We start from the raw sequence: 21998 nt of genomic DNA on the forward strand, positions 1-21998 counted from the left end.
GTTGAGAAGCTGGCGAGATGGGCTTTTGTCGCTCTGAAGGTTGCATCCCCGTGTGGCTTTTAACGATTTTTTGAAAAACTAAAATTAGATTATGCCTACTATTAATCAGTTAGTACGGAACCCGCGTAAGAAGCAGGTTCAAAAGTCAAATGTTCCTGCGTTGATGGCGTGTCCACAGCGTCGTGGTGTTTGTACTCGTGTCTATACCACCACACCTAAGAAACCAAACTCCGCATTGCGTAAAGTTGCGCGTGTGCGTTTGACGAACGGTTTTGAGGTTACCAGCTATATTGGTGGTGAGGGTCATAACCTGCAAGAGCACAGTGTTGTGTTGATTCGTGGCGGTCGTGTAAAAGACTTGCCAGGTGTTCGTTATCACACTGTTCGTGGTGCGCTGGATACGTCTGGTGTTGCTGCGCGTCGCCAAGGCCGTTCTAAGTACGGTGCCAAGCGTCCTAAGTCCTAATATTGTCATAAGTATTGGCTGAGCTATTAATGCGCAGCTGAGAATAAACTGCTACAGAGAGCACGTTATGCCTAGAAGAAGAGAAGTCCCGAAACGCGAAATTCTGCCTGATCCAAAGTTTGGAAATGTAACTCTGGCTAAGTTCGTCAATATCTTGATGAAAGATGGTAAGAAGTCGGTAGCTGAAAAAATTATTTACGATGCGCTGGATTTGATCGGTGAGCGTCGTACCGAAGACCCGTTGGAAGTGTTCGATCAAGCGTTGGAAAACGTAAAGCCAATGGTGGAAGTTAAGAGTCGCCGTGTTGGTGGTGCGACTTACCAGGTGCCTGTAGAGGTTCGTGCTTCACGTCGTACTGCGCTGGCTATGCGCTGGATTGTTGAATACGCCCGTGGACGTTCAGAGAAGTCAATGACGCAGCGTTTGGCTGGTGAGTTGATCGATGCGTTTGAAAAACGTGGCGGTGCGATGCGTAAAGTTGAAGATGTGCATCGTATGGCAGAGGCGAATAAGGCGTTTAGTCACTTCCGCTTCTAAAGTCATCACAAGATTCGCTGGCGCAATTAAGCCGACAAGTCGGTGCGAACTGCGGGCGCTTCGCGAAATTTTGTAGGCCTGGTGTTGTAAGTGGCATCAGGCGCCCCGCAGATAAATAGGTATCTCGGGTTTGCTCTTTTAAAATTTGAGATAGAGATTAGTCATTAGACATAGCTTTTTACTGGAACTGGTAACTGAATAAAGATGGCACGTTCAACTCCAATTAATCGATACCGAAATGTTGGCATTATGGCGCATATCGACGCGGGTAAAACCACGACGACCGAGCGTATTTTGTTCTACACGGGTATCAGCCATAAAATCGGCGAAGTGCACGATGGTGCGGCGACGATGGATTGGATGGAGCAAGAGCAAGAACGTGGAATCACGATTACATCAGCTGCCACGACAACCTTTTGGCGCGGTATGGATGCTTCACTTGAAGAGCATCGTATCAATATCATCGATACCCCCGGGCACGTTGACTTCACGATTGAGGTTGAGCGCTCGCTGCGAGTCCTCGATGGCGCGGTTGCGGTTTTTTGTGCGGTTGGTGGTGTAGAGCCTCAATCAGAAACCGTCTGGCGACAAGCTAACAAGTATCATGTGCCGCGTTTGGCGTTCGTGAATAAGATGGATCGCTCAGGTGCGGATTTTTTGCGCGTAGTAGGGCAAATGAAAAAGCGCTTGGGTGCAAACCCGATTGCTCTGCAGTTGCCGATTGGTGCAGAAGAAACCTTTGCTGGTGTCATTGATCTGATCAAAATGAAGGCCATCTATTGGGATCAAGACCCGATGGGTGTCATGTTTGAAGAAAAAGATATTCCAGCGGATCTGAAAGACCTTGCTGCAGAGTATCACGAGCAGTTGGTTGAAGCTGCTGCTGAAAGCTCTGAGGAGCTGATGGATGAGTATCTGGAGAACGGATCGCTCTCCGATGAGCAGATTAAAGCTGCTCTACGTGCGCTGACTATTGGTAACGAAATTGTGCCGGTGATGTGCGGTAGTGCGTTTAAAAACAAAGGCGTTCAAGCCATGCTTGACGGTATTGTTGACTATTTACCTTCGCCGCTTGAAGTTCCTGCAATCGCAGGCGTGGATGCGCAAGAGAGAGAGGTAACTCGTGCGTCTGATGATGCCGAACCTTTTTCTGCATTAGCATTCAAGATTGCGACTGACCCGTTTGTCGGTCAGCTGGTATTTTTCCGGGTCTACTCAGGTACGCTGAAGACTGGAGATGCGGTTTTTAACCCCGTAAAAGACAAGAAAGAGCGGATTGGTCGAATTCTGCAAATGCATTCGAATAATCGCAAAGAAATTAATGAAGTTCGCGCTGGTGATATCGCTGCAGCGGTCGGGCTTAAAACGGTCACCACAGGTGATACGTTATGTGACATGAAGAACGTTGTCACTCTAGAGCGCATGGAGTTTCCGGACCCTGTGATCTCACAAGCGGTAGAGCCAAGAACGCAGGCAGACCAGGAAAAAATGGGTGTTGCGTTAGGCAAGCTGGCGCAGGAGGATCCGTCCTTCAATGTCCGCACAGATGAAGAGTCAGGTCAGACCATTATTTCAGGTATGGGTGAGCTGCATCTGGATATCATCATTGATCGTATGAAGCGCGAGTTTGGCGTGGAGTGCAATGTTGGTAAGCCGCAGGTCGCATATCGCGAAGCGGTAAGCAAGGCGGTCACGCATGAAACTAAGTATGCGAAACAGTCTGGCGGTCGTGGTCAATATGGTCACGTATATCTTCGCATTGAGCCACTTGAGCGTGGCGCTGGTTTTGAATTTGTGGATGAAATTAAAGGTGGCGCTGTGCCGCGTGAATTTATCCCTTCTGTTCAAAAAGGTGTTGAAGAAGCAATGGAAGGTGGTGTGTTAGCCGGCTACCCATTGATCGACGTGCGCGTTGCGTTGTACGACGGAAGTTACCACGATGTAGACTCCTCGGAGTTTGCGTTTAAAGCAGCTGCTAGTCAGGCCTTTCGAGAGGGTTGTCGCGAAGCAGGTGTGGATATTTTAGAGCCTATTATGGCGGTCGAAATTGTGACCCCTGAAGAATATATGGGCAACGTGAGTGGCGATATTAATTCGCGCCGCGGTGTCATTTTAGGTATGGATGATACGCCTTCGGGCAAGTTGATCGAGTGTGAAGTGCCGCTCGCAGAGATGTTTGGCTATGCCACCGCTCTGCGCAGTGCCACGCAAGGTCGCGCATCCTATACCATGCAGTTCGAAAAATATGCCAAGGCGCCAAAAAATGTCGTCGACGCGATTGTAAACAGATACTAGTCGTTCCAGTGTTGGGTACGGCAAGTAAACGAATTTAGTTAAGCAGTATTTTAAAAAACCAAAAGATAGGTGAAACGCTATGTCTAAGGAAAAATTTGAAAGAACCAAACCGCACGTTAACGTGGGCACGATTGGTCACGTAGACCACGGCAAGACGACGTTGACGGCGGCGATTACGAAAGTATTGTCAGAGACCTACGGCGGGGCAGCGGTAGCGTTCGAGAATATTGACAATGCGCCAGAAGAGCGCGAGCGTGGCATCACTATCTCAACCGCACACGTTGAGTATGAGACAGATAATCGTCACTACGCACACGTTGACTGTCCAGGTCACGCGGACTATGTAAAGAACATGATCACTGGTGCGGCCCAAATGGACGGCGCGATTCTGGTATGTTCTGCCGCTGACGGCCCGATGCCACAAACGCGTGAGCACATCCTGCTTGCACGTCAGGTTGGTGTGCCTTACATCGTAGTGTTCCTGAATAAAGCGGACATGGTTGACGATGAAGAGTTGTTGGAGCTGGTTGAGATGGAAGTGCGTGAGCTGTTGGATTCGTATGAATTCCCAGGCGACGACACGCCAATCGTGATTGGTTCTGCTTTGAAAGCATTGGAAGGCGATGCGCAATACGTTGAGAAAATCATTGAGCTGGGCAAAGTGTTGGATGAATACATTCCAGAGCCAGAGCGTGCGATTGATGGTGCGTTCATCATGCCAGTCGAAGACGTATTCTCTATCTCAGGTCGCGGTACTGTAGCAACAGGTCGTGTTGAGCGCGGCATCATCAAAGTTGGTGAAGAGATTGAAATCGTTGGTATTAAAGATACAACGAAAACGACGGTCACCGGCGTAGAGATGTTCCGTAAGCTGCTGGACGAAGGTCGTGCGGGCGACAACGTTGGTATTCTGTTGCGCGGTACTAAGCGTGAAGATATCGAGCGTGGTCAAGTATTGGCCAAGCCTGGTTCAATTACACCGCACACGAAGTTCGAAGCAGAAGTGTATGTGTTGAGTAAAGAAGAGGGTGGTCGTCACACGCCATTCTTCAAAGGTTACCGTCCACAATTCTACTTCCGTACGACAGACGTAACGGGTGCATGTGAATTGCCAGAAGGAGTTGAGATGGTTATGCCTGGCGACAACATCAAAATGCAAGTTGAGTTGATTGCGCCAATCGCGATGGAAGAAGGTCTTCGTTTCGCGATTCGTGAAGGCGGCCGTACTGTTGGTGCGGGCGTTGTAGCGAAGATTACTGACTAATTTAGAGTTGAGCTCCTGTTCTGTCGGGAGCTCTACGATAAGTCACTATAAGAATATTTATATTTTAAGGTTATAGGTTAACTATGAGCGTCGAAAATCAAAAAATTCGTATTCGACTGAAGGCATTCGATCACCGTATGATCGATCGCTCGGCACAAGAAATTGTGGATACAGCTAAGCGCACAGGCGCAATGGTATGTGGCCCAATTCCTCTGCCAACTCGCGTTGAGCGACTGACTCTGCTGCGTTCGCCACACGTGAACAAGAAAGCACGAGATCAATTCGAAGTGCGTACGCACAAGCGCATCGTCGATATTGTTGAGCCAACTGACAAAACAGTAGACGCGCTTATGCGTCTCGATTTGGCAGCCGGTGTAGACGTTGAAATTAAGGTTAACTAGGACTTCGGTTTTTCACTGATAAGTCCCTCTAACCAATCACTAATAGAGTTGATAGAAAAATGTCACTTGGATTAATTGGACAAAAAGTAGGTATGACGCGCGTCTTCCAGGAAGACGGACGTTCAGTGCCTGTTACGGTGGTCGAGGTCTCTGCCAACCGTGTAACGCAAGTCAAAACCGTAGAAACCGACGGTTACGAAGCGGTGCAGGTTGCCAGTGGCGAACGTCGCGCTAATCGCGTTTCAAAAGCAATGGCTGGCCATTATGCAAAAGCGAATGTGGCCCCAGGTACTCGATTGGTCGAGTTTCGAGTCAATGCGACAGATGCTGAGCTAGAAGTTGGTTCTGAAATCAATGTCGATCTGTTTGAGGCAGGCCAGAAAGTAGACGTACAAGGTACGACGATTGGTAAAGGTTTTGCCGGTGGTATGAAGCGATGGGGTTTCGGTGGCTTGCGTGCGACGCACGGTGTCTCCGTTTCTCACCGTTCACTGGGTTCGACCGGTCAATGTCAAGACCCAGGTAAAGTCTTTAAAGGCAAGAAAATGGGCGGTCACATGGGTGCGCGCAAACGTACTCAACAAGGTTTGGAAGTGGTTCGCGTAGACGCAGAGCGTAATGTCATTCTGGTGAAGGGGTCTGTCCCTGGATCCAAAGGTGGCAGCGTGATCATCAAACCTTCTGTAAAAGCAAAGAAGTAGGTCGATATCATGGAACTTAAACAACAAAACGGATCAGCTTTGAAAGTTTCTGACGCTGTCTTCGGCGCGGACTACAACGAAGCATTGATTCATCAAGCTGTGGTTGCATATCAAGCTGGTGCACGCCAAGGTACGCGCGGACAAAAAAATCGTTCCGCTGTCTCTGGTGGTGGTGCTAAGCCTTGGCGACAAAAAGGTACCGGCCGAGCCCGAGCTGGTACGTCACGTAGCCCAATCTGGCGTGGTGGTGGTAAGACTTTCCCGGCTGTGACGCAAGACTTCTCACAAAAAATGAACCGCAAGGCGTATCGCTCTGCGATCCGTTCGATTTTGTCTGAGTTGGTTCGCCAAGAGCGTTTGGTGGTGGCGGCAGACTTCAAAGTCGACGAGCCTAAAACAAAACAGCTGGTCGCCAAAATGAAAGACCTCAAGCTGGACGATGTTTTGATCGTAACGCATGAGCTGGATGAGAATCTGGTATTGGCGTCTCGTAACCTGTATCACGTCGGTATTTTGGAAGCACAAGAAATTAACCCGTTGAGTTTGATTGGCTATGACAAAGTGTTGATCACGTCAGAAGCAATCAAGCAAATCGAGGAGAAATTGGCATGAGTCAGTCTAAGCTAAGTAAAGATGAACTGTTCCAGGTGATCATTTCACCTGTGGTTACTGAGAAGAGTACCCGTGCAGCTGAGTTTCATGGCCAAGCCGTATTCCATGTAGCCAACAGCGCAACACGCAACGACGTTAAAGCTGCGGTTGAGCAAGCGTTCGACGTTGAAGTTGAGTCAGTAAAGATCCTGAACGTGAAGGGTAAAACCAAGCGTTTTGGTCGCACTCTGGGTAAACGTAACGATCGCAAAAAAGCATACATCCGCTTGAAAGAAGGCAGCGATATTGATTTCGCTGAGTTCCAAGCTTAAGTCGGTAGTAATAAAGAAAGGTATTTAGAAAATGGCATTGGTAAAGTTAAAACCTACCTCACCTGGTCGCCGCGGCACGGTTCGAGTCGTTAACTCGGATTTGCACAAAGGCGAAGGCTACAAGCCTTTGTTGGAGTCGAAGCGCGCAATTAGTGGCCGTAATAACGTAGGTCGCATCACTGTCCGTCATCGTGGTGGCGGTCATAAGCGCAAATATCGTGTTATTGATTTTCGTCGTAATAAAGACGCTATCCCTGCGAAAGTAGAGCGTTTGGAATATGACCCGAATCGTAGCGCCCACTTAGCATTGTTGTGCTACGCCGACGGCGAGCGTCGTTACATTCTTGCGCCAAAAGGCTTGCAAGCTGGTGATTCAGTTATTTCTGGCAACGATGCGCCAATCGCGGTTGGTAATACATTGCCGCTGCGTAACATCCCTGTTGGTTCGGTGGTTCACAACGTGGAACTCAAGCCAGGCAAGGGCGGGCAGTTGGCGCGTTCAGCGGGCACGTCAATTCAGTTTGTCGGTAAAGAAGGTAACTACGCTCAGATTCGCTTGCGTTCTGGTGAGATGCGTAAAGTGCACCTGGAATGTCGTGCAACCTTGGGTGAAGTCGGTAACTCCGAGCATTCATTGCGTAAGCTCGGTAAGGCCGGTGCTAAACGCTGGCGCGGTATTCGTCCAACCGTTCGAGGTGTGGCGATGAATCCGGTAGACCATCCTCACGGTGGTGGTGAAGGCCGCACATCAGGTGGTCGTCATCCTGTGTCGCCAACCGGTGTGCCAACCAAAGGTTACCGTACTCGAAGCAATAAACGCAGCGATTCGATGATTATTCGTCGTCGCAAGAAATAAGGGATAGAGGTCTAGATAAACACTATGGCACGTTCAATTAAAAAAGGTCCATTTGTAGACCATCACCTGTGGGCAAAGGTTGAAAAGGCAGTTGCGAGCAATGACCGCAAGCCGATCAAAACTTGGTCTCGTCGCAGCATGATTATGCCGGAATTCGTTGGTTTGACGATTGCGGTCCACAACGGTCGTCAGCACGTACCCGTGTTGATCTCGGAAAATATGGTTGGTCACAAGTTGGGTGAGTTTTCACCAACTCGTACCTTCAAAGGCCATATTGCTGATAAGAAAGGTCGATAGGAGCATTTAAAATGCAAGTTAAAGCTACTGCAAAAAACGTACGTATCTCGCCACAAAAGGCGCGCTTAGCGGTGGATTTGATCCGCGGTAAGTCAGTTGCCCGTGCGCTTGAGGTCCTCTCTTTCAGTGAGACTAAAGCGTCTAACCTGGTAAAGAAAACCTTGGAGTCTGCCATTGCAAACGCTGAGCACAATGAAAGCGCCGATATCGACGAGCTTTTCGTGTCTAAGTGTTTTGTTGATGAAGGCCCGACTATGAAGCGTATGCGTCCGCGGGCAAAAGGCCGCGCGTTCGGAATTTTAAAGCGTTCTAGCCACATCACTGTGGCGGTGAGCGATGATCAAGCGGGAGGCCAGTAATGGGTCAGAAAGTACATCCAAACGGAATGCGTCTGGGCATTGTTAAAGACTTCAATGCTAAGTGGTATGCCGATAAAACTGACTATTCAAAGTTTTTACTGCAAGACTTAAAAGTTCGTGAATTTCTGGAAAAGAAGCTGAAAAATGCTGCAGTTAGTGAAATCACGATCGAACGTCCAGCGCAAAACATTAATGTCATCATCCACACTGCTCGTCCAGGTATCGTGATTGGCAAAAAAGGTGAGGATATCGACCGTATGCGCAAAGCGATTGCGGAAATGACTGGCTTGCCAACGCAAGTGTCGGTAGAAGAAGTACGTAAGCCTGAGATAGATTCTCAGTTGGTTGCGGACGGTATCTGTCAGCAGTTAGAAAAGCGTGTCATGTTCCGTCGTGCTATGAAACGAGCGGTACAATCTGCTATGCGTGCCGGCGCTCAAGGCGTAAAAGTGATGATCTCTGGTCGGTTGAACGGTGCTGAAATTGCGCGTTCAGAGTGGTACCGCGAAGGACGTGTTCCCCTGCACACATTGCGTGCAGATATCGACTACGCCACTTCAGAAGCGTTAACTACTTACGGCATCATCGGTGTCAAAGTATGGATCTTCAAGGGCGAAGTTTTTCAAGCCCTTAACAGCGCGCCTGCGGAAGAAGCCAAGCCAGCAGCCAAGTCTTAAGACTGGACTGGTTTAGAAAAGTATAGAGGTTAATAGAAATGTTATTACCAAAACGTACCAAATTCCGCAAAGCGCACAAAGGGCGTAACCGCGGTCTAGCTCATACTGGTAACAAGGTGAGCTTCGGAGAATTCGGTCTGCAATCTACTACGCGAGGTCGCATGACATCGCGTCAGATTGAGGCAGCTCGACGAACCATTACCCGTCACATCAAACGTGGCGGTCGTGTGTGGATTCGCGTGTTCCCAGACAAGCCAATTTCGAAAAAGCCCCTAGAAGTACGTATGGGTAAAGGTAAAGGTAACCCTGAGTTTTGGGTTATGGAAGTTAAGCCTGGTCAGATGTTGTACGAATTGCAAGGTGTTAGCGAAGAGCTAGCGCGCGAAGCATTCGAGCTGGCTGCTGCAAAGCTTCCTTTCAAGTGTAAATTTGTTAAGCGTCAAGTCGGTTAAGGCTGGGATTAGAAACATGGCTACTGAATCAAGAGCAGCTGAATTGCGAGCTAAGTCGGCTGAAGAACTGAAAAATGAATTGGTTGAATTACGCAAAGAAGAATTCGGCCTGCGTATGAAAAGAGGAACTGGTCAACTGGCGGACACCGCGCGTTTCAAAAAGATTCGCCGTGATGTTGCTCGCATCAAGACCATCCTGAACGAGCAAGCTAAAGCTGCTTCATAGTTAAGAGAGAATCAAGATGACTGAGAATACTGGTGCACGTACCGTTGAAGGTAAAGTCGTGAGTAACAAAGCTGAAAAAACAATTTCAGTGCTGGTTGAGCGACGTGAAAAACATCCTTTGTATGGCAAGTACATTCGCAAATCCAGCAAGTTTCTTGCGCACGATGAAGCTAATGAGTGTGGCGAAGGTGACACAGTTTTAATCGAAGAGTGCCGTCCGCTGTCTAAGCACAAGACTTGGCGCCTGGTTAAAATTGTAGAAAAAGCGGTTATTGTTTAAGCCGTTTTTGCACCTCGTACAAAGCAAAAGCAGAACCGAATTTAAACGCACTGAATAGAATTGGAGTAAACCCATGATTCAAATGCAAAGTATTTTAGAAGTAGCTGACAACAGCGGTGCACGTAAAGTTATGTGTATCAAAGTGTTAGGTGGCTCTAAACGTCGTTATGCCGGTATCGGTGACGTTATCAAAGTCAGCGTCAAAGAAGCGCTCCCCAATTCTCGTGTAAAGAAAGGTGGCGTTTATGACGCAGTGATCGTTCGTACACGTAAAGGCGTGCGTCGTCCTGACGGTTCAGTAATCCGTTTTGATAAAAACGCAGCCGTGATTCTGAACGCATCTCGCCAGCCAATGGGCACGCGTATCTTTGGCCCGGTAACACGCGAACTGCGTGGCGATAACTTCATGAAGATCGTTTCACTGGCACCCGAAGTGTTGTAAACGACGATTCAAGACAGGTTAGAAGAAGATGAACAAGATTAAAAAAGACGATACCGTGATCGTAATCAGTGGTCGCGATAAAGGCAAAATTGGCAAGGTTCTCCAAATCTTGGATGACGGCCGTGCACTGGTTAACGATGTTAACTTGGTGAAAAAGCACACCAAGCCAAATCCAATGGCCGGTGTGACAGGCGGTATCTTATCTAAAGAAGCGCCGATTCAATTGTCTAACGTTGCATTGTTGAACCCAAAAACCAACAAAGCGGATAAGGTTCGCATTGAAGGCGAGGGCAAAGACAAGCATCGTGTATTTAAATCAGACGGCAGCAAAGTTGACGCGTAACGCGCGCTGCGTCCAGACAGGTAAAGAACAATGACAAGATTGCAAGAACATTACGTAAAGAATGTAGTTCCTCAATTGCAAGAGAAATTCCAGTTTTCAAGCTCAATGCAGATTCCACGTATTACGATGGTATCGATCAACATGGGTTTGGGCGAAGCGGTCGGTAATAAAAAGATTATCGAAAGCGCAGTAGCTGACTTAGAGGCGATTACTGGTCAAAAACCAGTTGTTACTCTGGCGCGCAAATCAGTTGCGGGTTTTAAAATTCGAGACGGTTGGCCGATTGGTGCCAAAGTAAACTTGCGTCGCGAGCGTATGTACGAGTTTCTTGATCGATTGATCACAATTGCGATTCCTCGTATTCGTGACTTCCGTGGTTTGAACCTAAAATCGTTCGATGGACGCGGAAACTATACTTTCGGTTTGAAGGAACAAATTGTGTTCCCAGAAATTGATTACGACCGAGTCGATGCATTGCGCGGAATGGACGTGACCATTACTACTAGCGCGGCGAACAATGAAGAAGCCGAAGCCTTGTTACGTGGTTTCAACTTCCCACTTAAGACCAAATAATCAAACACCTTTGAAATTAAAAGGTTTATAGAGTTAGAGAAACAGCTATGGCTAAAAAATCAATGATCGCTCGCGAAGCGAAACGCACCAAGCTCAATAATCGACTGCAAGAGCGTCGTGAAGAGTTGAAGGCAATCGTTGCTAATCAAGACGCAGACTATGATGAAAAATGGGGAGCGATGATGGCGCTGCAAAAATTGCCGCGAGATTCAAGCAAAGCTCGCCAGCGTAATCGTTGCGGTTTGACTGGTCGTCCACACGGCTACTATCGCAAGTTTGGACTGAGCCGTAACAAGCTTCGTGAAATCATTTTAAAAGGCCAAGCGCCGGGTGTTGTTAAGTCCAGCTGGTAACACAGTGGATACTGACAGCAATCCTTTATAACAGTTACAGAAACGGTACAGCACCATGATGACAGACCCAATCGCGGATCTATTAACACGAATCCGCAACGCGCACCATGCTGAGAAAATTGCGTTGACCATGCCTGGTTCAAAAATTAAATCAGCCATTGCGAAGGTGTTAAAAGACGAAGGTTACATCGAGAGTTTTGATACGACTACCGAAGACGGTAAGCCGATGCTAACGATCAAATTAAAATACTACGAAGGCGCGCCAGTTATTGAAACAATTCACCGCATCAGTAAGCCTGGTCTGCGTGTGTACAAGAGCGCCGAAGAGCTACCGAAAGTAAACGGCGGCTTGGGTATTGCGATTGTTTCTACCAGTAAAGGTATTATGACCGACCGCGCTGCTCGCTCAGCGGGCGTTGGTGGTGAAGTCCTTTGCTCCGTTAGCTAATTTATTAGCTTTTAATATTAAGTAAGCTGCGACGAAAAGGTCTAAACGCTGCATTAATTGAGATTGAAATTATGTCTAGAATTGCAAATGCACCTGTGACATTGCCAAGCGGCGTCGAAGTGACGCTGGATGGACAACGGGTCAAGGTCAAAGGTTCAAAGGGTGAGTTAGAGTGGAATGTCCACGAACTCGTAACAGTAGAACAAGAAGATGCGCAAGTGAAAGTATCGGCTAACGACAGCAGTAAACAAGCTGTCGCGTTGGCAGGAACCACCCGTGCATTGGTTAACAACATGGTCACTGGCGTGACTGCCGGTTTTGAAAAGAAACTGACCATCGTTGGTGTTGGTTATCGTGCTCAAGCTCAGGGACAAAAACTGAACCTGACGTTGGGTTTCTCACACCCTGTTGTATACGAAGTGCCGGAAGGCATTAAAGTTGAAACCCCAAGCAACACTGAGATCGTTGTGACAGGTATCGACAAACAGGTTGTTGGTCAAGTTGCTGCTGAGATTCGTGCTTACCGTAAACCAGAGCCCTATAAAGGCAAGGGTGTACGTTATGCCGACGAATATGTAATGCGCAAGCAAGCTAAGAAGAAGTAATCGGGGAGTTTGAGATGAAAGATAAAAAACAAGCACGTTTGCGTCGAGCTCGTAAGCTACGCGCGAAAATCGCCCGTCAAGGTGTAACTCGACTGAGCATTCACCGTACTTCACAGCACATTTACGCGCAGGTGATTGACGCCACGGGCGGTACTGTATTGGCGGCAGCATCGACCTTGAGCCCAGGCATCAAGAAAGATGTGAAGAACACCGGTAACTGTGAAGCAGCTGCTTTGGTCGGTAAAGAAATAGCTGAGCTGGCCAAGAAAGCAGGTGTTGAGTCTGTTGCATTCGATCGATCTGGTTTCCGTTACCACGGTCGTGTTAAAGCACTCGCTGAAGCCGCTCGCGAAGCTGGCTTGCAGCTGTAACCGTACTACCAGGAGATAATCATGGCTGGTCCAAAAAGAAATTCTCGAAATGATCGTGAACCTGTAGATGAAAGCCTTGAGCAGCTAATCAACGTACGACGCGTTGCTAAAGTTGTTAAGGGTGGTCGTATCTTCGGTTTCTCCGCACTGACCGTGGTCGGTGATGGCAAAGGTAGCGTCGGTATCGGTCGCGGTAAGTCTAAAGAAGTACCTTTGGCTGTTTCCAAAGCAATGGAGTCAGGTCGACGTGGTATGAAAAAGATTCACTTAGTTGATGGCACATTGCAGTATCCGGTTGTTGCCACTCATGCTGGTTCTACCGTTATTATGCGTCCTGCTTCTGCAGGTACTGGAATTATTGCTGGTGGCACCATGCGAGCAGTATTTGAAGCCGCTGGTGTGAAAGACGTGTTGGCTAAATGTATCGGTTCAACCAATCCGGTTAATGTGGTACGTGCAACGATCAAAGGCCTGCGTTCGATCAACAGCCCAGAAGCGGTTGCAGCGAAACGCGGTAAGTCGGTTAAAGAGATTTTGTAATCCTTGCGGAGCGCACTGCGTTCCGCAGGTCTTTTACAAAACAAGCATAAAACTTTCGGTATAGACAAATGGCTAACGAAAAGAAAATTAAAGTAACTCTGGTAAAGAGTATGTTTGGTCGTGGTTCAAAGCACATGGCATGTGTGAAAGGCTTAGGTCTGCGTCGCATGCACCAAACTGTTGAGGTGATCGATACACCTGAGAATCGGGGCATGATCAATAAAGTTTCTTACCTTCTAAAAACAGAAGAGGTTTAAGACAATGCGTTTAAATACGATTAAGCCAGCTGAAGGCGCTAAACACGCTAAAAAACGTGTCGGTCGTGGTATCGGTTCTGGCACCGGCAAAACTGCGGGTCGCGGCCATAAAGGTCAAAAGTCTCGTTCTGGTGGTAAAGTTCAAATCGGTTTTGAAGGCGGTCAAATGCCTATTCAACGTCGTTTACCAAAGCGCGGATTCCGTTCTGCGATGTCTCGCAACATTGCTGAGATTCGTTTACACGAGCTCAATCTGGTTGAAGGCGACGTAGCTGATTTGGCTGCACTGCGTAAAGCTGGTCTGCTTAATGCTGGCCATCTGCGTGCTAAGGTAGTTTTATCAGGTGAATTAAATAAAGCAGTGTCTTTACGAGGCGTTGGTGCGACAGCGGGCGCAAAAGCAGCGATTGAAGCCGCTGGCGGAAAAGTCGAAGACTAATTAGACTTTGGTCTTTTAACCTTCGAATACGTCCCGATAAAGCTATAACGACAAATAAAAGGCATAAAACGCTTAGGTTTAAGTATGGCACGTGAACAAGCAGCAGCCCTGGCTGGATCAGGCAAACTACAAGAACTCTGGTCACGAATTTTATTCGTGCTGGGTGCGTTTATTGTGTACCGCATTGGTACGCATATCCCGGTTCCAGGTGTGGATCCAATCGCGATCGCAGCTTTGTTTGAGCAGAACCGAGGTTCAATCTTAGATGTCCTGAACATGTTTTCAGGGGGCGCATTAAGTCGTCTGTCTATTTTGGCACTCGGTGTGATGCCATACATCTCTGCGTCCATCATCATGCAGATGTTGACGGCGGTCGAACCACGTTTGAAGCAAGTCAAGCAGGAAGGCGAAGCAGGACGGCGTAAGATCCAGAAATGGACTCGTTACGCTGCGGTAGTTTTGGCCACGTTCCAGGCGCTCGGTGTTGCAAGTACAGTACAAGGCCAAGAGGTTGGCGGCGCATCAGTCACGCTGATTACTGGCTTTCAGTTTACTATTGTCTGCGTATTGGCGCTGGTCGCTGGCACCATGTTCTTGGTTTGGCTTGGCGAGCAAATTACTGATCGCGGTATTGGCAATGGCATGTCACTGATCATCTTCGCGGGTATCGTGGCTGGGCTGCCAAGTGCAATCGCTGGGACTTTTGAACTGGCAAGCAGTGGTGAGTTTTCACCTTTGTTTGTGGTGTTCTTGATGGTCGCGGTCGTACTGGTTACTGCGTTTGTGGTGTTTGTGGAACGCGGTCAGCGGCGGTTGACTGTCAACTACGCGCGTCAACAACGTGGTAATAAAGTCATGCAGGCGCCGAGTAGTTACTTTCCGCTGAAAATGAATATGGCTGGTGTCATTCCGCCAATCTTCGCATCGAGCATCATTTTGTTCCCAGCGAGTTTAGTCGGATTTTTTGGCAGTGAGTCTGCCGGCGGCGTGGCGGGTATCCTGCGGGATATTTCGACCAAAATGCAGCCAGGTGAACTAATTTATACCGTGTTTTACATCGGTATGATTTTGTTTTTCGCATTTTTCTATACGGCGTTGACGTTTGACCCGAAAGAAATAGCCGAAAATTTGAAGAAGCAAGGCGCGTTCGTTCCAGGTATTCGACCAGGGCAACAGACCGCGCGTTACATTGATGGCGTTGTTTCAAAACTAACTCTGGTTGGTGCGATTTATCTGGCGATTGTGTGTTTACTGCCAGAACTGCTGATCGTTAACTACAACGTACCATTTTATTTTGGTGGCACATCACTGCTGATTATTGTGGTGGTTATCATGGATCTCATGGGGCAAGTTCAGTCACACCTGATGTCCCAACAATATGAGAGCCTGATGAAAAAGACTAATTTGACTGGTAAATCCGGCGGTGGCCGTAAACGTCGTCGATAGTCGAGATTAAAGATCGAGCACAGTTCGCTGTGTTCTTGGTTGAGACAGAGTTACGCGTCGAAGACGCATTGAGTAAGTACCGAGGAATATTATGAAAGTTCGCGCATCAGTAAAGAAAATTTGCCGTAACTGTAAAATTGTTCGCCGTAATCGTGTGGTTCGTGTGATTTGTACCGATCCACGCCACAAGCAGCGACAAGGTTAATTACACTACAGCCTTGAACGGCTGCCAGGTTCTAGCAAGGCAGACCGAACTAAGGGGTAAATTGAATAAAATAACGCTTGAAAAATTTTCCAGTTTCGAATTCGAATCGGTTGATTTCAAAGGCACTAAACAGTATCCTAGCGCGCCTTCCGAAGGTCGGTTAGGACCAAAAGAATCTAGTTGGTAATTCGGTTTTTTTAAACCCAGTTACCGATTTTTACAAGAAGCATCCGGAGACACACAGTGGCACGTATTGCAGGTATTAACTTACCATCCCATAAGCATGTCGAGATCGCACTTACATCGATCTACGGTATCGGTAAAACTCGTTCGCAACAAATTTGCGATGCGGCAGGTATTGATCGTTCTACTAAAGTAAGTACTTTGAGCGAGCCAGAAGCTGAAAAACTGCGTGCCGAAGTGGCCAAGTTTGAAGTGGAAGGTGACTTGCGCCGTGACGTATCCATGAACATCAAACGTTTGATGGACTTGGGTTGCTATCGCGGTCTGCGTCATCGTCGTGGTTTACCGCTGCGCGGTCAACGGACTAAAACAAACGCACGTACCCGTAAAGGGCCACGTAAACCTATCAAGCGCTAAGCGCCAGCTTTTAATTCGTTAAAAGATCTGTTTTTGAGAGTTTAAAATGGCTAAGAACACTAGCAAAACAAAAAAGAAAGTTAAAAAGCACATCGTGGATGGAATCGCCCATATCCAGGCGTCTTTTAACAATACCATCGTCACTATTAGCGATCGTCACGGAAATGCCCTGTGTTGGGCAACTGCTGGTGGTTCTGGGTTTCGTGGTTCACGAAAAAGTACCCCATTTGCGGCTCAGGTTGCTGCTGACCGTTGCGGCAAAATGGCACAAGAATTCGGCATGAAGAACCTTGAGGTTCGCGTCAAAGGACCTGGTCCTGGTCGTGAGTCTGCGGTTCGTGCTTTGAATAACTGCGGATTCGAAGTAACTCAAATTACGGATGTTACTCCAATCCCTCACAATGGTTGTCGCCCTTCTAAGAAGCGTCGCGTATAACCCGTTCGATTCGATGACTTGTAAGTTGATCGTTAATGCAAGCAACGATCATCAACAGTGCGTCACATCGGTCGAGAGCAACATTAAAGACAGAGAATAGACATGGCAAGATATATCGGCCCAACCTGTAAGTTGGCACGTCGTGAAGGCACAGACCTGTTTCTGAAAAGCCCAGCACGTTCGTTAGAATCAAAATGCAAGATTGACAAGATCCCAGGGCAAAGCGCTCAAGCGCGTCGCCCGCGCACCACTGTGTACGGTACGCAATTGCGTGAAAAGCAAAAAATGCGTCGTATTTATGGGGTTTTAGAAAAGAAATTCCGAGCGTACTACGCTGAAGCTGCACGCGTTAAAGGCTCGACCGGTGAAAACCTGTTGACATTGTTGGAGTCGCGTCTCGATAACGTAGTTTATCGCATGGGCTTCGCCGTCACTCGTGCAGAAGCACGTCAGTTGGTCAGTCACAAATCAATCAAAGTGAACGGAAAGATTGTCAATATTCCTTCCTTTCACGTGTCGCCTGGCGATGAAATTGAGATTCGCGAAAAAGCTAAAAAGCAATTACGCATCAGTGCGGCACTCGAAATCGCCGAACAAGTTGGCTTGGCTGATTGGGTCAGTGTTGATGCCGCTGCCAAAAAAGGCGTATTCAAAACTGCACCAGAGCGTAATGAGTTGTCTGCAGACATCGACGAATCGTTAGTCGTCGCACTCTACTCTAAGTAATTGTGTGCTGAAGTGCCGCTGATTACGGTGGTTCTTCGCCAACAAATCGACTGAATTCATCTAAACATTCACCTACATTCCGCCAGAGGAATTGGGTAGATACTGGAGACACAAAGACATGTCAGACACTATTGAACAGCTGCTAACCCCGCGATTCGTGGACGTAAATACCGAAGATGGTGTTCGCTCCAAGGTGGTTATTGAGCCGTTAGAACGCGGTTTTGGTTACACCTTAGGTAATGCGTTGCGACGCATTCTGTTGTCGTGCATTCCTGGCGCGGCCATTACCGAAGTTAAGATTGATGGCGTTTTGCACGAGTATTCTTCGATAGAAGGCGTGCAAGAAGACGTAATCGATATTTTGTTAAATTTGAAAGGCGTTTCGATTAAGAAAGACTTTGATGAACCTGTGACCTTGACTCTAAGTGCGTCTGGCGAAGGTGTTGTTAAAGCGGGCGATATTCAAACTGTCTCTGACGTCGAGGTTGCTAACCCTGAACATGTTATTGCGCATCTTTCAAAAGACGCAAAGTTTCATGCCGAATTGACTGTTCGCAGCGGTCGAGGGTATCAAGTCTCCGAGGCTCGTAAGTCTGAGCACGATGATAAAGAAATTGGTCTAATGCAACTTGATGCAACTTACAGCCCAGTTTTGAAAGTGTCATATTCCGTTGACGACGCACGTGTAGAACAACGCACGGACCTTGATAAACTGACACTGAACATCGAAACGAATGGCACTATCGATCCCGAAGATGCAATTCGTAAAGCAGCAACTGCACTGAGTCAACAAATCCAAGTGTTCGTTAACTTGGAAGAAATCGCTGCAGTAGCGCATGAAGAGAAAGAGCCTGAAGTTGATCCGGTATTGTTACGACCTGTTGACGAGCTTGAGCTGACTGTTCGATCTGCGAACTGCTTGAAAGCCGAGAGTATTTACTACATCGGTGACTTGGTTCTTCGCTCTGAAGTCGAGCTGATGAAGACGCCAAACTTGGGTAAAAAATCACTCACAGAAATTAAAGACGTTCTGGCACAGCGTGGTTTGTCTTTGGGCATGCAATTGCAAAATTGGCCACCTGCTGCACTTCGTGTAGACAGCGACCGCTAAGAACACAACGAACTATAGAGAAAGAACAGAGGTTTCTATCATGAGACATAGAAAATCAGGCCGTCAGTTCAACCGTAATTCAAGCCACCGCCAAGCGATGTTTCGCAATATGATGGTGTCTTTGTTGAAACACGAGCAAATTAAAACCACCGTTGCAAAGGCCAAAGAACTACGTATGTTCGTTGAGCCGGTTATTACCCTAGGTAAAGACGGAACCCTGGCTAATAAACGAGCCGCTTTCGCAAAACTGCGCGATCGTGACATTGTTGCTAAGTTGTTCGATGAAATCGGCGAGCGCATGAAAGATCGTCCAGGTGGTTACACGCGTATTTTGAAATGCGGTAACCGTCCAGGTGACAACGCACCGATGGCTTACATCCAATTAGTTGACTTCGACCTGGAAGCACACGCTGCTTTGTTTGAAGACGACGATGAAGAGTTTGAAGAGGACGCGGCGTAAGCCCGCCACTTAAAGTCATTTTAAAAAGCCTGCTTTCATGCAGGCTTTTTTATTTCCTATGACACGCGTACTTCACCTTTTACGTTGCCGCGCAACTGATTTAATATGGCTATGTTTCCTGAGTGAACTATGAGGCTATTGTGAACGTTCTTGCTGACATTGCAAAAATATTTATCACGTACACAGTGATATTGTTTGTTTTTCTGTTTATCGTGTTGTGTTGCTACATCGTTGTGCTTTACGTAATCGACCGCACGCAAAAAGAGCACACGGTACGCCGCAACTATCCGGTAATTGGCCGTTTTCGGTACTTTTTTGAACACCTTGGTGAATTTTTCCGGCAGTATTTTTTTGCCATGGACCGGGAGGAAATGCCATTCAACAGAGCCCAACGATCCTGGGTGTATCGAGCGGCTAAGAACTTAGATCAAACTGTCGCATTCGGTTCTACCCGTGATCTAAGACCTGAGGGTACGGTGATGTTTATTAACTCACCTTTTCCACCGTTGACGGACGAATCACTGCCACCCAAACCGATTCGTTTGGGCGATGGTTATTGTGGTAAGCCTTATGAGACCAGTGCTATTGTGAATATATCCGGGATGAGTTTTGGTGCGATTTCCAAACCTGCTGTCCGAGCGTTATCTCACGGTGCCAAAGCAGCTGGCTGCTGGGTTAATACCGGAGAAGGCGGACTGTCTCGCTATCACCTAGAAGGTGGTTGCGACATTGTGTTTCAGATCGGCACCGGCAAATTTGGTGTGCGAGATCGTCACGGGAATCTCTCTGAAGAAAAGCTTGCGGGTATCGCGCAGCATGAAGCAGTGAAGATGTTCGAAATTAAGCTGAGTCAGGGTGCGAAACCGGGCAAGGGCGGCATGTTGCCGGGCGCAAAAGTGACGGCTGAAATTGCTGAAATCAGAGGGCTGGAAATCGGCCAAGATGCGATCAGTCCAAATCGACACCATGAATTGGCTACGTCAGAAGATCTACTTGAAATGATTTATCGCGTGCGTCAGATAACCGATAAACCTACGGGGTTTAAAGCGGTTATTTCGAGTTCCGCTTGGTTGGATGAATTATTTGGTTTGATTCGCGCCAAAGGTCTGGAATATGCCCCGGACTTTATTACTGTTGACAGCGCGGATGGCGGAACTGGCGCAGCACCGATGTCGCTCATGGATGATGTCGGCCTGACCATTAAAGAATCGTTGCCGATGTTGGTGGATAAGCTAGACGAGTATCAACTGCGCGACCGGATCAAGGTCAATGCGTCTGGCAAGCTAATTAACCCAACCGAAGTCGCCTGGGCCTTATGTGTCGGCACAGATTTTGTCTCTACTGCGCGTGGCCCCATGTTCGCTCTCGGTTGTATTCAAGCATTGCAGTGTAATAAGAATACTTGCCCCACGGGCATCACAACACACGACAGAGAGTTACAGAAAGGCCTGGTGGTCGAGAACAAGCAGAAGCGGGTCGCGCACTACATCAAGAATCTGGAGAAGGAGATTCGTATTATTGCAAATTCGTGTGGTTTAAAACGACCTCGTGATTTTACGCGTGAGCATGCGCGTATCGTGATTGATACGGGCCGCTCCGTGACGCTTGCACAGTTATACCCGAGTTTTCAAGGTCATCCACCGAAACTTACTGCACCTTTAGAGGGCGAGTCAGCGGTGAACTCGTGACCCCAATATTTAAGTGTCTAAGGTCACTAAAAAGCACGGTCGACCGAGAACGCAGCCAACTGGGATAAGGCCGTTTTGTAGTCGGAGTCCGGTAGCACGTCCAACGCCTGTTGCGCTAACTGCGCTTGTTCATGCGCTTTACGCGCAGTGTAAGCCAGTGAGCCAGTGCTCTCGATGATGCGGAGCACCGCGGCCAGATTTTCCCGGTTTGCATTCGTTATGGCGTCTATCAACACCGCGCGATCTGCAGCGGATGACCGCTCGATTGCATTGATCAATGGTAAAGTTGGTTTGCCTTCTGCTAGGTCATCGCCGACGTTTTTGCCCATCGCTTCAGCATCGGCCGTGTAATCCATGATGTCATCCATCAACTGAAATGCGGTGCCGAGATGCAGGCCATAGGCAGCAAGTGCGTCCTCCACTGAGCGAGACTGTTTGGTAATCACTGCACCAAGCTGAGTCGCGGCTTCAAATAGAATGGCTGTCTTCGATTGGATCGTGTCCATATACTGTGCTTCAGTGGTGTCCGCTGAACCACAGTTGATCAGCTGCATGACTTCGCCCTCGGCGATCTGGTTGGTGGTGCGCGACAAAATCTCCATGACGCGCATGCTGCCGACCTCGACCATCATTTGGAACGCGCGCGAATACAGATAGTCGCCAACTAAGACGCTGGCCGCATTGCCAAATAGTTCGTTCGCAGTTTCGCGTCCGCGGCGTAACTCTGACTCATCCACTACGTCGTCGTGCAACAAAGTCGCGGTATGGATAAACTCCACAATCGCTGCTAACAGAGTCTGTTGTGGATTTATTTCAGTAAGTTCAGGATTTGACGCCTTGGCTGCTAAGAGCAACGCCACGGGTCGTAACCGTTTGCCTCCGGCTTGAATGATGTAGGCACCGAGTTGGTTAATCAGGGCTACTTCACTGTTCAGTTGGCGCATAATGGTTTCATTAACCGATGCCATATCACCCTGAACTAGAGCAATTATCTCTTTGACATCAACGGCTTGCGATTGTGAATCGCTGATAGGAGTAGTTTTTAGGGTCATGCTCTGCATTATAACCGAGGGAAATGAAAATCGGCTGTTTTTAAACGCAATCCAGCGCGATGTTCGACGGGTAGAAAAGAACGGGAAATGCCACCTCGAAGGTTGACCTGAGGTAGCGTAAACACTAGAATTCGCTTCCTGTTCGCTGGGTCCGTATTGGGAAGAAAG

Annotated in this window: 34 protein-coding genes; 33 read left to right on the forward strand and 1 reads right to left on the reverse strand. The window is 48.0% G+C overall.

The window, feature by feature from the left end; translation table 11 throughout:
• Window positions 1–91: 91 nt before the first annotated feature.
• The 33 genes from rpsL to IE055_RS07145 all read left to right on the forward strand — a co-directional run bounded on the left by rpsL (window position 92) and on the right by IE055_RS07145 (window position 20778).
• Window positions 92–466, forward strand: coding sequence for a 30S ribosomal protein S12 (rpsL, locus tag IE055_RS06985; protein WP_113954798.1), 375 nt, complete (start codon window positions 92–94; stop codon window positions 464–466).
• Between the two features lie 67 nt (window positions 467–533).
• Window positions 534–1004, forward strand: a complete 471-nt coding sequence (gene rpsG, locus IE055_RS06990; protein ID WP_189399297.1) for a 30S ribosomal protein S7 — start codon at window positions 534–536, stop codon at window positions 1002–1004.
• Window positions 1005–1208: 204 nt separating this feature from the next.
• Window positions 1209–3299, forward strand: coding sequence for an elongation factor G (gene fusA / locus IE055_RS06995; protein ID WP_189399298.1), 2091 nt, complete (start codon window positions 1209–1211; stop codon window positions 3297–3299).
• Window positions 3300–3378: 79 nt separating this feature from the next.
• A complete protein-coding gene (gene tuf / locus IE055_RS07000) occupies window positions 3379–4563 on the forward strand; it encodes an elongation factor Tu (protein WP_189399280.1) in 1185 nt (394 codons plus the stop codon).
• 83 nt (window positions 4564–4646) lie between these two features.
• Window positions 4647–4964: a 30S ribosomal protein S10 gene (gene rpsJ / locus IE055_RS07005; protein ID WP_189399299.1), complete on the forward strand. Its 318-nt coding sequence runs from the start codon at window positions 4647–4649 to the stop codon at window positions 4962–4964.
• 59 nt (window positions 4965–5023) lie between these two features.
• Window positions 5024–5665, forward strand: a complete 642-nt coding sequence (gene rplC / locus IE055_RS07010; RefSeq protein ID WP_189399300.1) for a 50S ribosomal protein L3 — start codon at window positions 5024–5026, stop codon at window positions 5663–5665.
• A 9-nt stretch (window positions 5666–5674) separates the two neighbouring features.
• Window positions 5675–6277, forward strand: coding sequence for a 50S ribosomal protein L4 (gene rplD / locus IE055_RS07015; protein WP_189399301.1), 603 nt, complete (start codon window positions 5675–5677; stop codon window positions 6275–6277).
• Window positions 6274–6588: a 50S ribosomal protein L23 gene (gene rplW / locus IE055_RS07020; protein WP_189399302.1), complete on the forward strand. Its 315-nt coding sequence runs from the start codon at window positions 6274–6276 to the stop codon at window positions 6586–6588. The genes rplD and rplW overlap by 4 nt, the downstream gene beginning before the upstream one ends.
• A 31-nt stretch (window positions 6589–6619) precedes the next feature.
• Window positions 6620–7444: a 50S ribosomal protein L2 gene (gene rplB, locus IE055_RS07025; protein WP_189399303.1), complete on the forward strand. Its 825-nt coding sequence runs from the start codon at window positions 6620–6622 to the stop codon at window positions 7442–7444.
• 24 nt (window positions 7445–7468) lie between these two features.
• Window positions 7469–7741 (forward strand): 30S ribosomal protein S19, encoded by a 273-nt coding sequence (rpsS, locus tag IE055_RS07030; protein WP_189399304.1) that lies wholly within the window; start codon window positions 7469–7471, stop codon window positions 7739–7741.
• Window positions 7742–7752: 11 nt separating this feature from the next.
• Window positions 7753–8100: a 50S ribosomal protein L22 gene (gene rplV / locus IE055_RS07035; RefSeq protein ID WP_189399305.1), complete on the forward strand. Its 348-nt coding sequence runs from the start codon at window positions 7753–7755 to the stop codon at window positions 8098–8100.
• On the forward strand, window positions 8100–8777 hold the full coding sequence (rpsC, locus tag IE055_RS07040; RefSeq protein WP_189399306.1) for a 30S ribosomal protein S3: 678 nt from the start codon (window positions 8100–8102) through the stop codon (window positions 8775–8777). Before rplV ends, rpsC begins: the two co-directional genes overlap by 1 nt.
• Window positions 8778–8815: 38 nt before the next feature.
• The gene (gene rplP / locus IE055_RS07045) at window positions 8816–9229 is read left to right on the forward strand and encodes a 50S ribosomal protein L16 (RefSeq protein WP_189399307.1); all 414 of its coding nucleotides are present in this window, start codon (window positions 8816–8818) and stop codon (window positions 9227–9229) included.
• A gap of 16 nt (window positions 9230–9245) precedes the next feature.
• Window positions 9246–9455 carry a 50S ribosomal protein L29 gene (gene rpmC / locus IE055_RS07050; RefSeq protein ID WP_189399308.1) on the forward strand — a complete coding sequence of 70 codons (210 nt, stop codon included), beginning with the start codon at window positions 9246–9248 and terminating at the stop codon, window positions 9453–9455.
• A 16-nt stretch (window positions 9456–9471) separates the two neighbouring features.
• Entirely contained in the window at window positions 9472–9735 is a 264-nt protein-coding gene (gene rpsQ, locus IE055_RS07055) for a 30S ribosomal protein S17 (protein ID WP_189399309.1), read from the forward strand.
• A 73-nt stretch (window positions 9736–9808) separates the two neighbouring features.
• Window positions 9809–10177, forward strand: coding sequence for a 50S ribosomal protein L14 (gene rplN, locus IE055_RS07060; RefSeq protein WP_189399310.1), 369 nt, complete (start codon window positions 9809–9811; stop codon window positions 10175–10177).
• A 28-nt stretch (window positions 10178–10205) separates the two neighbouring features.
• The gene (rplX, locus tag IE055_RS07065) at window positions 10206–10520 is read left to right on the forward strand and encodes a 50S ribosomal protein L24 (RefSeq protein WP_189399311.1); all 315 of its coding nucleotides are present in this window, start codon (window positions 10206–10208) and stop codon (window positions 10518–10520) included.
• A 30-nt stretch (window positions 10521–10550) separates the two neighbouring features.
• Window positions 10551–11093, forward strand: coding sequence for a 50S ribosomal protein L5 (gene rplE, locus IE055_RS07070; RefSeq protein WP_189399312.1), 543 nt, complete (start codon window positions 10551–10553; stop codon window positions 11091–11093).
• 47 nt (window positions 11094–11140) lie between these two features.
• Window positions 11141–11446, forward strand: coding sequence for a 30S ribosomal protein S14 (gene rpsN / locus IE055_RS07075; RefSeq protein ID WP_189399313.1), 306 nt, complete (start codon window positions 11141–11143; stop codon window positions 11444–11446).
• Window positions 11447–11504: 58 nt separating this feature from the next.
• The gene (gene rpsH, locus IE055_RS07080) at window positions 11505–11894 is read left to right on the forward strand and encodes a 30S ribosomal protein S8 (protein WP_189400282.1); all 390 of its coding nucleotides are present in this window, start codon (window positions 11505–11507) and stop codon (window positions 11892–11894) included.
• 71 nt (window positions 11895–11965) lie between these two features.
• The gene (rplF, locus tag IE055_RS07085) at window positions 11966–12499 is read left to right on the forward strand and encodes a 50S ribosomal protein L6 (protein WP_189399314.1); all 534 of its coding nucleotides are present in this window, start codon (window positions 11966–11968) and stop codon (window positions 12497–12499) included.
• A gap of 14 nt (window positions 12500–12513) precedes the next feature.
• The gene (rplR, locus tag IE055_RS07090; protein ID WP_189399315.1) at window positions 12514–12870 is read left to right on the forward strand and encodes a 50S ribosomal protein L18; all 357 of its coding nucleotides are present in this window, start codon (window positions 12514–12516) and stop codon (window positions 12868–12870) included.
• A 21-nt stretch (window positions 12871–12891) separates the two neighbouring features.
• Entirely contained in the window at window positions 12892–13410 is a 519-nt protein-coding gene (gene rpsE / locus IE055_RS07095) for a 30S ribosomal protein S5 (protein ID WP_189399316.1), read from the forward strand.
• 68 nt (window positions 13411–13478) lie between these two features.
• The gene (rpmD, locus tag IE055_RS07100; RefSeq protein ID WP_189399317.1) at window positions 13479–13667 is read left to right on the forward strand and encodes a 50S ribosomal protein L30; all 189 of its coding nucleotides are present in this window, start codon (window positions 13479–13481) and stop codon (window positions 13665–13667) included.
• Window positions 13668–13671: 4 nt separating this feature from the next.
• Window positions 13672–14106, forward strand: a complete 435-nt coding sequence (gene rplO / locus IE055_RS07105; protein ID WP_189399318.1) for a 50S ribosomal protein L15 — start codon at window positions 13672–13674, stop codon at window positions 14104–14106.
• Window positions 14107–14190: 84 nt separating this feature from the next.
• On the forward strand, window positions 14191–15552 hold the full coding sequence (gene secY / locus IE055_RS07110) for a preprotein translocase subunit SecY (RefSeq protein WP_189399319.1): 1362 nt from the start codon (window positions 14191–14193) through the stop codon (window positions 15550–15552).
• A 91-nt stretch (window positions 15553–15643) separates the two neighbouring features.
• On the forward strand, window positions 15644–15757 hold the full coding sequence (gene rpmJ / locus IE055_RS07115; protein ID WP_189399320.1) for a 50S ribosomal protein L36: 114 nt from the start codon (window positions 15644–15646) through the stop codon (window positions 15755–15757).
• A gap of 243 nt (window positions 15758–16000) precedes the next feature.
• The gene (rpsM, locus tag IE055_RS07120; RefSeq protein WP_189399321.1) at window positions 16001–16357 is read left to right on the forward strand and encodes a 30S ribosomal protein S13; all 357 of its coding nucleotides are present in this window, start codon (window positions 16001–16003) and stop codon (window positions 16355–16357) included.
• 46 nt (window positions 16358–16403) lie between these two features.
• Complete coding sequence (gene rpsK, locus IE055_RS07125) at window positions 16404–16793, forward strand: 30S ribosomal protein S11 (RefSeq protein ID WP_189399322.1); 390 nt, start codon at window positions 16404–16406, stop codon at window positions 16791–16793.
• 102 nt (window positions 16794–16895) lie between these two features.
• A complete protein-coding gene (gene rpsD / locus IE055_RS07130) occupies window positions 16896–17519 on the forward strand; it encodes a 30S ribosomal protein S4 (protein ID WP_189399323.1) in 624 nt (207 codons plus the stop codon).
• Window positions 17520–17637: 118 nt separating this feature from the next.
• The gene (locus IE055_RS07135; protein WP_189399324.1) at window positions 17638–18630 is read left to right on the forward strand and encodes a DNA-directed RNA polymerase subunit alpha; all 993 of its coding nucleotides are present in this window, start codon (window positions 17638–17640) and stop codon (window positions 18628–18630) included.
• Window positions 18631–18670: 40 nt separating this feature from the next.
• Window positions 18671–19090, forward strand: a complete 420-nt coding sequence (gene rplQ / locus IE055_RS07140) for a 50S ribosomal protein L17 (protein ID WP_189399325.1) — start codon at window positions 18671–18673, stop codon at window positions 19088–19090.
• 140 nt (window positions 19091–19230) lie between these two features.
• Window positions 19231–20778: an FMN-binding glutamate synthase family protein gene (locus IE055_RS07145; RefSeq protein WP_189399326.1), complete on the forward strand. Its 1548-nt coding sequence runs from the start codon at window positions 19231–19233 to the stop codon at window positions 20776–20778.
• 26 nt (window positions 20779–20804) lie between these two features.
• Here the strand turns inward: IE055_RS07145 and IE055_RS07150 are convergent, their stop codons facing one another.
• Window positions 20805–21830, reverse strand: coding sequence for a polyprenyl synthetase family protein (locus IE055_RS07150; protein WP_189399327.1), 1026 nt, complete (start codon window positions 21828–21830; stop codon window positions 20805–20807).
• Window positions 21831–21998 lie beyond the last annotated feature (168 nt).

Origin of the sequence: Arenicella chitinivorans (assembly GCF_014651515.1) — a bacterium.
GTDB classification, from domain to species: domain Bacteria; phylum Pseudomonadota; class Gammaproteobacteria; order Arenicellales; family Arenicellaceae; genus Arenicella; species Arenicella chitinivorans.

What these genes read in the sequence shown, in the direction of transcription:
- rpsL (WP_113954798.1), top strand. Translation starts at nt 92, where the DNA reads ATGCCTACTATTAATCAGTTAGTACGGAACCCGCGTAAGAAGCAGGTT.
- rpsG (WP_189399297.1), top strand. Translation starts at nt 534, where the DNA reads ATGCCTAGAAGAAGAGAAGTCCCGAAACGCGAAATTCTGCCTGATCCA.
- fusA (WP_189399298.1), top strand. Translation starts at nt 1,209, where the DNA reads ATGGCACGTTCAACTCCAATTAATCGATACCGAAATGTTGGCATTATG.
- tuf (WP_189399280.1), top strand. Translation starts at nt 3,379, where the DNA reads ATGTCTAAGGAAAAATTTGAAAGAACCAAACCGCACGTTAACGTGGGC.
- rpsJ (WP_189399299.1), top strand. Translation starts at nt 4,647, where the DNA reads ATGAGCGTCGAAAATCAAAAAATTCGTATTCGACTGAAGGCATTCGAT.
- rplC (WP_189399300.1), top strand. Translation starts at nt 5,024, where the DNA reads ATGTCACTTGGATTAATTGGACAAAAAGTAGGTATGACGCGCGTCTTC.
- rplD (WP_189399301.1), top strand. Translation starts at nt 5,675, where the DNA reads ATGGAACTTAAACAACAAAACGGATCAGCTTTGAAAGTTTCTGACGCT.
- rplW (WP_189399302.1), top strand. Translation starts at nt 6,274, where the DNA reads ATGAGTCAGTCTAAGCTAAGTAAAGATGAACTGTTCCAGGTGATCATT.
- rplB (WP_189399303.1), top strand. Translation starts at nt 6,620, where the DNA reads ATGGCATTGGTAAAGTTAAAACCTACCTCACCTGGTCGCCGCGGCACG.
- rpsS (WP_189399304.1), top strand. Translation starts at nt 7,469, where the DNA reads ATGGCACGTTCAATTAAAAAAGGTCCATTTGTAGACCATCACCTGTGG.
- rplV (WP_189399305.1), top strand. Translation starts at nt 7,753, where the DNA reads ATGCAAGTTAAAGCTACTGCAAAAAACGTACGTATCTCGCCACAAAAG.
- rpsC (WP_189399306.1), top strand. Translation starts at nt 8,100, where the DNA reads ATGGGTCAGAAAGTACATCCAAACGGAATGCGTCTGGGCATTGTTAAA.
- rplP (WP_189399307.1), top strand. Translation starts at nt 8,816, where the DNA reads ATGTTATTACCAAAACGTACCAAATTCCGCAAAGCGCACAAAGGGCGT.
- rpmC (WP_189399308.1), top strand. Translation starts at nt 9,246, where the DNA reads ATGGCTACTGAATCAAGAGCAGCTGAATTGCGAGCTAAGTCGGCTGAA.
- rpsQ (WP_189399309.1), top strand. Translation starts at nt 9,472, where the DNA reads ATGACTGAGAATACTGGTGCACGTACCGTTGAAGGTAAAGTCGTGAGT.
- rplN (WP_189399310.1), top strand. Translation starts at nt 9,809, where the DNA reads ATGATTCAAATGCAAAGTATTTTAGAAGTAGCTGACAACAGCGGTGCA.
- rplX (WP_189399311.1), top strand. Translation starts at nt 10,206, where the DNA reads ATGAACAAGATTAAAAAAGACGATACCGTGATCGTAATCAGTGGTCGC.
- rplE (WP_189399312.1), top strand. Translation starts at nt 10,551, where the DNA reads ATGACAAGATTGCAAGAACATTACGTAAAGAATGTAGTTCCTCAATTG.
- rpsN (WP_189399313.1), top strand. Translation starts at nt 11,141, where the DNA reads ATGGCTAAAAAATCAATGATCGCTCGCGAAGCGAAACGCACCAAGCTC.
- rpsH (WP_189400282.1), top strand. Translation starts at nt 11,505, where the DNA reads ATGACAGACCCAATCGCGGATCTATTAACACGAATCCGCAACGCGCAC.
- rplF (WP_189399314.1), top strand. Translation starts at nt 11,966, where the DNA reads ATGTCTAGAATTGCAAATGCACCTGTGACATTGCCAAGCGGCGTCGAA.
- rplR (WP_189399315.1), top strand. Translation starts at nt 12,514, where the DNA reads ATGAAAGATAAAAAACAAGCACGTTTGCGTCGAGCTCGTAAGCTACGC.
- rpsE (WP_189399316.1), top strand. Translation starts at nt 12,892, where the DNA reads ATGGCTGGTCCAAAAAGAAATTCTCGAAATGATCGTGAACCTGTAGAT.
- rpmD (WP_189399317.1), top strand. Translation starts at nt 13,479, where the DNA reads ATGGCTAACGAAAAGAAAATTAAAGTAACTCTGGTAAAGAGTATGTTT.
- rplO (WP_189399318.1), top strand. Translation starts at nt 13,672, where the DNA reads ATGCGTTTAAATACGATTAAGCCAGCTGAAGGCGCTAAACACGCTAAA.
- secY (WP_189399319.1), top strand. Translation starts at nt 14,191, where the DNA reads ATGGCACGTGAACAAGCAGCAGCCCTGGCTGGATCAGGCAAACTACAA.
- rpmJ (WP_189399320.1), top strand. Translation starts at nt 15,644, where the DNA reads ATGAAAGTTCGCGCATCAGTAAAGAAAATTTGCCGTAACTGTAAAATT.
- rpsK (WP_189399322.1), top strand. Translation starts at nt 16,404, where the DNA reads ATGGCTAAGAACACTAGCAAAACAAAAAAGAAAGTTAAAAAGCACATC.
- rpsD (WP_189399323.1), top strand. Translation starts at nt 16,896, where the DNA reads ATGGCAAGATATATCGGCCCAACCTGTAAGTTGGCACGTCGTGAAGGC.
- IE055_RS07135 (WP_189399324.1), top strand. Translation starts at nt 17,638, where the DNA reads ATGTCAGACACTATTGAACAGCTGCTAACCCCGCGATTCGTGGACGTA.
- rplQ (WP_189399325.1), top strand. Translation starts at nt 18,671, where the DNA reads ATGAGACATAGAAAATCAGGCCGTCAGTTCAACCGTAATTCAAGCCAC.
- IE055_RS07150 (WP_189399327.1), bottom strand. Translation starts at nt 21,830, where the DNA reads ATGACCCTAAAAACTACTCCTATCAGCGATTCACAATCGCAAGCCGTT.